This is a genomic window from Nocardia sp. NPDC051832 (assembly GCF_040681285.1).
Lineage (GTDB): Bacteria > Actinomycetota > Actinomycetes > Mycobacteriales > Mycobacteriaceae > Nocardia.
In genome coordinates, this window is the sequence record NZ_JBFAYL010000001.1 from 342,046 (window position 1) to 350,926 (window position 8,881).

General features: G+C 66.7%; 11 protein-coding genes. 1 reads left to right on the forward strand and 10 read right to left on the reverse strand.

The annotated features are described in order from the left end of the window. Positions 1-89 precede the first annotated feature (89 nt). The gene (eccE, locus tag AB0M14_RS01600) at positions 90-1,826 is read left to right on the forward strand and encodes a type VII secretion protein EccE (RefSeq protein ID WP_364987129.1); all 1,737 of its coding nucleotides are present in this window, start codon (positions 90-92) and stop codon (positions 1,824-1,826) included. Positions 1,827-1,878: 52 nt separating this feature from the next. Here the strand turns inward: eccE and AB0M14_RS01605 are convergent, their stop codons facing one another. The 10 genes from AB0M14_RS01605 to AB0M14_RS01650 form a co-directional block, all read right to left on the reverse strand. Beyond that, positions 1,879-2,175 carry a hypothetical protein gene (locus tag AB0M14_RS01605; protein ID WP_364987132.1) on the reverse strand — a complete coding sequence of 99 codons (297 nt, stop codon included), beginning with the start codon at positions 2,173-2,175 and terminating at the stop codon, positions 1,879-1,881. Between the two features lie 30 nt (positions 2,176-2,205). Further along, the gene (locus AB0M14_RS01610) at positions 2,206-2,499 is read right to left on the reverse strand and encodes a WXG100 family type VII secretion target (RefSeq protein WP_364987135.1); all 294 of its coding nucleotides are present in this window, start codon (positions 2,497-2,499) and stop codon (positions 2,206-2,208) included. Between the two features lie 85 nt (positions 2,500-2,584). Further along, the gene (locus AB0M14_RS01615) at positions 2,585-3,373 is read right to left on the reverse strand and encodes an ESX secretion-associated protein EspG (RefSeq protein WP_364987138.1); all 789 of its coding nucleotides are present in this window, start codon (positions 3,371-3,373) and stop codon (positions 2,585-2,587) included. Next, positions 3,370-4,347 (reverse strand): PPE domain-containing protein, encoded by a 978-nt coding sequence (locus AB0M14_RS01620; RefSeq protein WP_364987141.1) that lies wholly within the window; start codon positions 4,345-4,347, stop codon positions 3,370-3,372. Before AB0M14_RS01620 ends, AB0M14_RS01615 begins: the two co-directional genes overlap by 4 nt. 14 nt (positions 4,348-4,361) lie before the next feature. After that, positions 4,362-4,658, reverse strand: coding sequence for a PE family protein (locus AB0M14_RS01625; protein WP_364987145.1), 297 nt, complete (start codon positions 4,656-4,658; stop codon positions 4,362-4,364). A 12-nt stretch (positions 4,659-4,670) separates the two neighbouring features. After that, positions 4,671-6,020: a hypothetical protein gene (locus tag AB0M14_RS01630; RefSeq protein WP_364987148.1), complete on the reverse strand. Its 1,350-nt coding sequence runs from the start codon at positions 6,018-6,020 to the stop codon at positions 4,671-4,673. Further along, positions 6,020-6,361 (reverse strand): type VII secretion target, encoded by a 342-nt coding sequence (locus tag AB0M14_RS01635; RefSeq protein ID WP_364987152.1) that lies wholly within the window; start codon positions 6,359-6,361, stop codon positions 6,020-6,022. Before AB0M14_RS01635 ends, AB0M14_RS01630 begins: the two co-directional genes overlap by 1 nt. Before the next feature lie 124 nt (positions 6,362-6,485). Further along, a complete protein-coding gene (locus AB0M14_RS01640) occupies positions 6,486-6,797 on the reverse strand; it encodes a YbaB/EbfC family nucleoid-associated protein (RefSeq protein ID WP_364987157.1) in 312 nt (103 codons plus the stop codon). Position 6,798: 1 nt separating this feature from the next. Then, entirely contained in the window at positions 6,799-7,113 is a 315-nt protein-coding gene (locus AB0M14_RS01645) for a hypothetical protein (RefSeq protein ID WP_364987160.1), read from the reverse strand. Positions 7,114-7,191: 78 nt separating this feature from the next. Next, the gene (locus AB0M14_RS01650) at positions 7,192-8,793 is read right to left on the reverse strand and encodes a hypothetical protein (protein ID WP_364987163.1); all 1,602 of its coding nucleotides are present in this window, start codon (positions 8,791-8,793) and stop codon (positions 7,192-7,194) included. Between the last annotated feature and the right edge of the window lie 88 nt (positions 8,794-8,881).

Sequence of the window (8,881 nt, forward strand, 5' to 3'; positions counted from 1 at the left end):
CCGAACTGACGCGGGTATAGCGGATCCAGTGATTCACTCGGTGCGGCTTACAGTAGCGAAGCCGAACGAGTTCGGTCCATTATGTCCGCATGGGTTCCACCACAGCCGACGGCGAAAACCGCGAAACAGCGCCGCCGCTGCATTCCCCGTACTTCTGGTTGTTCCGAATCTTCCCGCTGCGCTGGGTAATTCCCGTCGCCCTCTGCGCGGTCGCGTCTTCGCTGGTAGCGGTGATCTTCGACGCCTCGGTGTGGGTAGCGGCCGGGGTGTGCGCGGGCGTACTCCTGCTCGGTCTGGCGCCACTGCCGCGCCGCAAGTCCCTGGCTGGCTGGATGGATGAAGAACTCACGTTCCGTTGGCGAGCGTTCCGCAATCGTTCGGCAACAGTTAATCAAGCGCCGTTCGACGTCCCGCTGCCCGAGGGCGGCACCTACGGCATGCGCTGGGACGGCTCGCGACTGCTCATCATGCTGCGGATCGAAGCGCATCCACGCACGGTGACGCTGCTGAGTCCGCAGTCGCTGATCTCCGACGACATGATGCCGCTGCCCGAGATCGCGCACTGCCTCAACCAGTTCGACATCGAGCTGGCGTCGATCGACGTGATCAGCACCGGGGCGCGCACCGCGGGGCCTGGCCGGGTCTCGCATCTGTACGAACAGATCCTGGGTCCGCTGCCGGCCGTCGCGCACCGCACGGTGTGGGTGGTGCTGCGGCTGGATCCACTGGCCAACGCGGCCGCGGTGGCGCGGCGCGGCGGCGGGGCCGCCGGCACCCTGCGCACGGCGATCGTGGCGACCCGGCGGGTGGCCAACCGGCTTGCCGCCCAGGGCATCTCCACGGCCGTGCTGTCGGCCGCCGAGATCACCGCGACGGTCAACCAGCTCACCCGGCACACGCCGCTGGAGGAGTTCACCGAGACCCCGCACAGTGTGGAACGAGAAGGCATCCACTACACCACTTATCGGATGGCGCCGGAAGCGTTGGGGCCGAGAGGATTCGCCGCGGTGTGGTCCACGCCGACGCTGGCGACGACCGTGACCATGCGGCTACAGCGCGCCGGCGAGCAGGCGCCGCGGGAGACCGAGGCGCAACCCGGCACCGCGGGCATCGAGGTGACCGCCGTGGTGCGCTTCGATACCCGGGACAAGCCCGCGGAGGTAAAGGCGGAGGGCCTGGTCCCGTTGCCCGGCAAGCAATTCCGCGCCCTGCTGTACACCCTCCCGATCGCTCAGCGCGGCCGGCAGTTCAGCCCCGAAACCTATCTCGGCAAGCCGGATTCGCTGTCGGCCCTGCCGATGCCGATCGCCGGGTGCGGCCAATTGATCGGGGCCGACACCTCCGGTCAGGGTGTGGCGCTGCCGCTGGTCGGGCATCAGGTGCGACGAGTCGAGGTGATCGGCTCGCTGCTGGTCGCGCAGCAGATGATTCTGCGCGCCATCGCGCTCGGGGCGTCGGTGGTGGTACACACGAACCGGCACGACGCCTGGCGGCAGATGGTCGCCGACGTGGGTGTGCCGCATTCGCTGACAGTTGCGGCGTGGTCTGCGGCCGGCCAGCAGGCCAGCGCGCACCGCTTCGCGAATGTCGTTGTCTACGACGGCATTCAGCCGACCGGACATCACTCCGACGCGACCATCGTGCTGCTGCGCGGCGCGCCGGCGGTGATCGAGGACCACTTCGATCCGGATGTCACCCTGGCCGAGGATCCAGAGTCGGCGAACCTGGTGACCGTGCGGACCGCCGGTGTCACCACCCGCGTGCACATGGTGGCGACACCAGACGAAATGCAGTATCTGCATACGGCTTTGGCGGCCGCCAGATGACGACGACCCCGGCCGCCCGCGAGGGTGGCCGGGGTCGTCGGGCTCAGCCCGATCAGAAGGAGTTGTAGACCTTCTTGTCGGCGTCGAAGGCGTTGGTGAACGCGCCGTCGATCGCGTGGCGCAGCGCCTGCAGCTTGGTGTGGGTGTCACCGAGCTCTTCGAGCAGATCGTTGGCCCGGGTCTGGAAGGTCTCCAGCGCGGAGTTCTCCTCCCACGCCTTGGCGATCAGCTTGTCGCGGGCGGCGACGAACGCGTCCTTGTACCCGTCCAGATCCTTGTAGTACTGATCCATCTCGCCGATCAGACGATCCTGGGTAGCCTTTTCATACTTCATCCGGTCATCGACCATGACAGGGACTCCTTTCGAGAGAAAAAATCGTCAGATCAGGTTGGTCAGGGCGTCGACGTTTTCCGGATCGACGTTCTCGAGGGTCTTGTTGCCCTCTTGGATCGTCTGATTCAGCAGATCGATCTTGCCGTTGATCCGCTCGGTCTCCTCCTGCCAGGAGGTCGAGGCCTTCTGGCCCGCGACCGCGGCAGCACCTTCCCAGCCCGCACGGGCCGCGTCGAAGGTTTCCTGAACTGCACCGATGGTCTTCTTGATACCGGCGACCGCATCGTGGTACTCCTCGACGACGGCGGCGGCTTCGGCTGCGGTAAAGCTAGTGGTCATTGTTCACCTCTTCATTTCGGTATTTCGTCATCCGCTGCGCTGTCGCCGCGGTGGTTCGGTCGGTTCGTGAGTTCCGATGCGTTAACTAGGGCATCCACCTTCCTCCGGGCAGGGTTTCGATCAGCGCCGAAATCGCCTGTGCGATCCGGTGATCGGTACCCGGGGTGAAGGTCGACCAGACCCGCAGGTCCGGCGCAGCGCCGGGGCTTGCGGCGATCCGACCCCGCGAGGTGTCATAGATCGCTACCGCTCCGGACGTTCTGGTGGTCACGCCCTCGTCGTAGGCATAGGCGACGATTTCGGCGTGCCCGTAGCAGCTGGACATGGCCAGGCCGAACTCGATGGCATCGCGTTCGGCCACGCCGCGGCCGTAGAAGACATCGGCGTAATCGCTGGACCGTGTTGCCTCGTCCAATCTTTCGCGCAGTTCGTCGATCGGCGAACTGATGCTGGGGATATCCGCGGCCGCGGAGCGGCCGAGCACTTCGAGCACCGGACGGGCCAGGGCCGCGCCGCCGCCATCGCACCACATCGTGCCGACCTCGAAGTTGTCGCCGTCTCTGGTGCCGACCGCATGTCGAGATCCCTTGCGCGCCACACAAACCTGACGCACGCCCGACTCGGTGTAGATCCGCGCCGCGAGCTCGCGCTCGGGATTGGCCAGGACAAACAGGGCCTCGGTGAGATCGGTGGCGACATCGTCGTAGATGGTGACCAGACCTGCGCCGCGCAGCTCCGCCATCGCCTGCTGCCGCGCCGCCTGCCAGGCCTCGGCCGAATCCTGCTGCGGGCCGACGCCCAGCACCAACGGCAAGGTCTGAACGCCGAGCAGGTCGGCTACCGCCAGCAGCCCGTCGTTGGTCATCGTGGTCATGCCGCCCCCGGTGCCGTAGCTCTCGGTGCGGGCTCCGCCGGTCCGCCGAGAACCGGTGGGGCAGCGGCGAATCCGGCTTCGACCTCGAACGGCTTGTCCGGCTGGGCCGAAGCGGCGCCCGCGCGCAGCGTGCGTTCTTCCTCCTGCATAGCCGAGGCGGGGGCCATGGCCGCCGGTGCGCCCATCCGGCTCGCGGACGACGACTCACCCGGCACCGGGGCCGATTCCACGGGCAGGGGTTTCGGCTCCGCGGCAGCCGCGGCCACTGCCTGGGTGGTGAACGCGGACTTCGCGCGCGGCTGCGCCGCGGCCCGGGCCAGTGCCGCAGCGAACGAGGCGGGCAGCGCGATCCCCGGCATCGAGGTGGACGGGCGGACCTCGGTGGCGGCGCGCTCGGCTTCGAGGGCGGCGTTGGAGGCGATCACCGGTGGTTGCGATTGCGCCCACGGCGTCTCCAGCGGCTTGGTCGCCTCCTCGTAGACACGCATGACCCGCGCCGCATTGGCTTTGGCCAGATCCTGTTCGGCGTCGATATCGGCGGCCGCGCCCACCAGGGGCGCGCCCAGTCCGGCGCCGATCGCCTCGACCGTCTTCTTCGCCTGCTCCAGCGCGGCGACCTCGGTGACATGCGGCATCGCCAGCTGGGCCACCTGATAGGCCAGGGCCTGGGCTCCGGTCTTGGTGGCGTTCTGGCCCGCATTCCCGGCCGCCTCGAGCAACCACTCCCGCAACTTGGTGATGCGGTCCATGATCTCCGGGCTGGTCTGGGAGCTCCAGGCGCCACCGATAGCCTTGATGATCTGGTCGTATTCGACCACGGCGCCACCGAAACTCGCGCCTAGGCGCGTCCATGCCGCGGCCGCTTCGGCCATCGGCACCGCGCCACGTCCGGTGCTGAGATCCTGCGCGAGTTTCTCCGTGGGCCTGGCTTCCCAGACCACGCCGGTGAAACCGGGGATCGGCGGTTCGACCATATGTCCGCCTCGCGCTAGACCTGGGTTCCGAGACCGGCGGCGTTCTCGGTATCCATCGCCACCAGCTGCTGCGACTGCGAACGCAGTGTGGCCGCCAGTTTGCGCAGCTCGAGTACACCCGCGGTCGCGGCTTCGTCATAAGAGGCGGCCACACCGCGCAGGGTTTGCGCGGCGCGCTGCGAAACCTCGTCCAGCCCTGCGGCTTCCACGGCGAGGGCCGGCGTGTTGGCCTTCAGATCGGCTTCCAGCCGGTCTGCGAGGGCGTCCAATGCGGTGGCGGACTTGACTGCCCCGGCGCGATCGAATTCCATGACGTCCTCCTATCAGAGGGTGAGTGCCTGGTCCGGCGGTTCGTTGAGTCCATCGGCGTTGGCCGCGCCGACGACGGGCAGCGAGGCGCCTTCGATGTCGCCCACGACCTCGTTGCCGTGCTGGGCGGACACCAGTTCGTCACGCAGCCCGTTCGCCGCGTCTTCGGCGCCGCGGCCCATGCCCGCGGCCGCCATCGGCGACATCGGCATCATGCCCGGCGAACTCGCCGCAGAGGTGGTGCTGGCGCGCGCGGCCGAGCTGGCTCCGGCCTGCATCGCCGAGGCCGGGTTGCCGAGGCCTTGGGTGCCCGCCGCGCCCAAATTGCCGGCGGTGCGGCCGTCGACCCACGGACCGAGCTGGCGCGCCGCGGCGGCGCCGAGACCGCCCACACCGCCACCGCCACCGCCCGCTCCGGCCTTGGCCGCGTTCTTGTCCAAAGCCGGCTTCTCCAGCTTGTCCTTGTCCTTGGCCGGGTTCGTGGTCGACGCCGGGTTCAGGGTCTTGTGCAGCGAGATAGCCGAGTCCATGCCGGTCTTCACCGCGGTGGTCAGCGTCGGGATCATCTGCATCAGCATCTGCAGCATCTGCATCTGGTCCATGCCCTTGGGGGCATCGGTGACCGGCACCTTCTGACCGGTCGCCGTCATTTCCGCGCTGTGCACGGTCATTTCGGCGCGTGTCTTCGCGACCGTCGCGGTGGCCTCGGCCATCGTCTCGATCGTGGAGGCGACCAGGAACGCCTGCCCGCCCGGCAGCGACAGGAACGGCGCGGAGGCCGCGACCTGCGCCATGTACTTGGCGATGATGGCCGCCATGATGGCGCCGCCGGTGAAAACCGAGCTCGCGGCCGAGGCGACGCCGGCCGATTCCTGCGCGGCCTGGGTGGCGATCTTGCCGCCGTCCTTCTGGGCCTCTTTGCCCTTGTTCTCGGCTTCGGCGGCGGCCTGGCTCTGCCACAGCTGCATCGCCATCGTGAGCGCGCTGCCGCCGAGCTGCACCACCGTCGACACGACGCTGGAGACCTGGGACAGCACCTCCGTCGGATCGATGGCGGGCGCGGCGGCCGGCTGGGCGGCCGGTTGCGCCGGGTCACCGGTGCTCGCGGGCGCAGGCGCGGGCGCGGCGGCCGGGAAGATGCCGGTGCCGAAGGTCGCGGCCAAGTCGGTGAGCGGCTTGGCCAGCAAGGACAGGTCGATCACCGGCAGCGGCGGGAGCCCGGGCATCGGTGGCAGCAGCGGGATTTCGGGCAGCTGCGGCAGGCCCATGTCCTTGAGGACATCGTTGACCGGCCGGTCCAGCATCGGGCCCAGCGCGCTCTCGCGCAGCATGCCCAGTACCGACTGATCGACCAGTTCCGTCATCAGGCTTTACCGGCCACGTCGATGTCGGCGCCCGAAAGCGCGTCCGTCCCTTGGTATTCGGCGGCGGCCTGCTGCAAGGTGACCGCGGTCATGCCGTGCACGAAGGCGAGCTCGGCGACGGAGGTGAGGTGGTTGGCCTGGGCCACCGCGAAGGAAGCGAGGAAATCCTGGCCGATCAAACCGAATACCGGGATGGCCGCGGCCATGGTGGCCGCCTGGTTTACCGCACCCGCGCTCGCGACGCTGGCCGCCATCCCCGCGGCCGCATCCGAATAGGCCCGAATCGCATGAGGTTCGGCGACCACATGAGGCCAGGGATTTATGTCATGACCGTGAGGCATCGGAAACACCCTCTGCGAGAAAACGATTGGTTTGTCTGCCCCGAATCTACCGGATCACGTGTTGTGTCGCGCAGTGAATATTCGGGTTGAATGTCTTAAGGGAGAGTAAATCTTTGGTGTTGCACTAGGCCTGAGCTGCGGATTCTTCATTGAAGTCGGTGATGAGCTCACCCATCCGCCCCATCGCCTGAGCCGCCGCCCGGTGCGCAGTGGAAACTACGGCCTGCTCGAATTCGCTCGGTGACATTCGCGACACCGCGCTGGTAAATCGTAAGTCCCGCAATGTCCCATTGCCGTCGACCTCGACGGTGACCGCGCCGTCCTCGGACGTCTCCTGCCCGCGGACCTTCGCCATCTCGTCCCCGAGATCGCGCAGCCGGTTCAGCGCCCGCTGCGCCCGCGCCTCGATCTCGTCCATCACCGGATTGGTACTCATATCAAGCGTCCCTCAACCAGCTCTGCGGCTCTTCCTCGTACTCCTCTTCCTCCACCCACTCCTGCGCCGCGACATCTTCCGGCTTCGGCAGCCCGGTCAGCGCCAGCATCTGACTACTGAGCCCCGCCTCCTGCAACTGCTCCCGCCGCGCCAGACCGGCCCGGTTCGCCGCCTGCCGGCACAACCGCATGATCTGACTCGCGAGCTCCGCTGGGTCACGCCGCAATTCCCCCGGCTCGACCGAAATAGCCAGTGGCAGACCCTGTTCGGTGGTCTTCACCGAGATGGTGCCACTGATGTTCGCCGCTGTGGACATCGCATCAACCCCTCGTTGCTCGTTGATCAGTGTAGTGGGATCCGGGCGGGCGGTATGCCGGGAGTACTGGGGGCATGCTCACTCGTCCAAGACCGGCCGGGCCACCACTTGCGGTGCGCCGATCACCTCATCGGTGTTCTCGGCGCTGCTGAGATACTCCGGCCGTTCGCGCCGCTCGTCCTGTCCGGCGCCGCGCCCTGCCGCACCTGCCGCTCCCGGAGATCCCGGCACCCCCCCGGTCGAGGCCATTCCGGCCCGGCCGGCCGCCGGATTGACAGCCGCCGCGATCGGATTCAGGGTCCCGACCCTGGGGAACTGATTCGCCGGACGGCTGAGTTCCTTGCTCGCACCGAGCCCGGCTCCGGCGCCGGAACCCGACTTGGCACCGCTTCCCGCTGGACTCGCGCTTGCCGTCATCATGCTGGCCGGGCTCCCCGGCGTTACTGGATTGCCGGCACCGGCCAAGTCTTTCCCACTCTCCGCGCCGGACTGCAGCACGTCAGCGAGCTGCTGACCGAGGCTGGACAGCGGGCTCGACTGGGATGCACTGGCGGAAAGCGGCTCCGACCCACCCGCTCCAACTCTCGACCCTTTCATCCCTACCCCCGAAGGCCCGGCGCCGATCCCCGGGCCGGCACCCGGCCAGCTGTCCGCACCAGTGTTGCCGTCGCTCTCGTCAGTCGGGTCGCGTGGCACAGTCAGGATCGGTATGTAGGCCGAAGTCTCATTGATACTCGGCCGGTAGACGTTATCGATCACTTCCTTCGCTCCATCGGTCGTTTCGGCACCGTCGAAATGCGAGTTCATCAGCGGTTCGGGATGCATCGGCATTCCATCTTTCGTCCGCTGCAGCCAATGCACCGTGTAGCGCAGATTCGCTCCGGTCCAGGCCATTTCGAATTGCAGCCAATCAACACTGTTCGCGTAGGCCTTGGCAGCTCCGACAGCGGCTTCTGCGCCCGGTCCCTCCCAATCTTCTTTGACTTTCTCCAGCTCATTGTGGAGATCGATGAACTGTTCCTCCAGCTGACCCGACATCCAGTGCCAGACCGCATTCGCAGTGTTGACCTGGCCGATTACCTGGTGATCGTCCATATGCGTGCGAATGTCGTACAACTGTTGATGTGTCAGACTATCGCCGTACTCTCCTCGTATGTCGGTGTCTTGGTACTTACCGTTGTAGTTGGCAAACCATGCTTCCGTATCTCCACTATCCGGGGTACCACTGGTGTCCCATGGGTCGAACTCCGGACCCGAGCTCGGAGGCGTGCTCCCGAGCTCGCTGTCGAGCGCATCTTTACTCGGGCTGCTCGGCACATCGATTTTGTCGAACTCAGCCAAGACCTTGTTGATCTCGGCGGCCGACTCCCCCTCGGCCCAGGCATATGCCCTACCCGCCGCGTCGAAGGCATCCACCATGTCATTCAAAATTTCCATGTGCAGATCGAGCCGTTCCTTCAGCTCTGTGCCCTTCTCCGACAGTGCTGCCGCAAGGTCGGTACCGGATTGCAGCGGCGTATATGGCGGAAGGTTATCTACATACCCGACATACTGTTTGACACCGAGTATCCGATCAACCATAGCGACGCAGGCATTCGCGCAGCGCAATGCGGCACCGTCCTCGAGCCTGATCGACCCACTCGACGCGAGATCTTGCCACCACTTGAAGTCTTCGCCCATTGATTGTGCTCCTGACCCTCTTGGAAGCACCGGAAGCGGGTGCCTCCCCCCATATCTCGCACATGATGGCACGACCGCTCCGATGCCG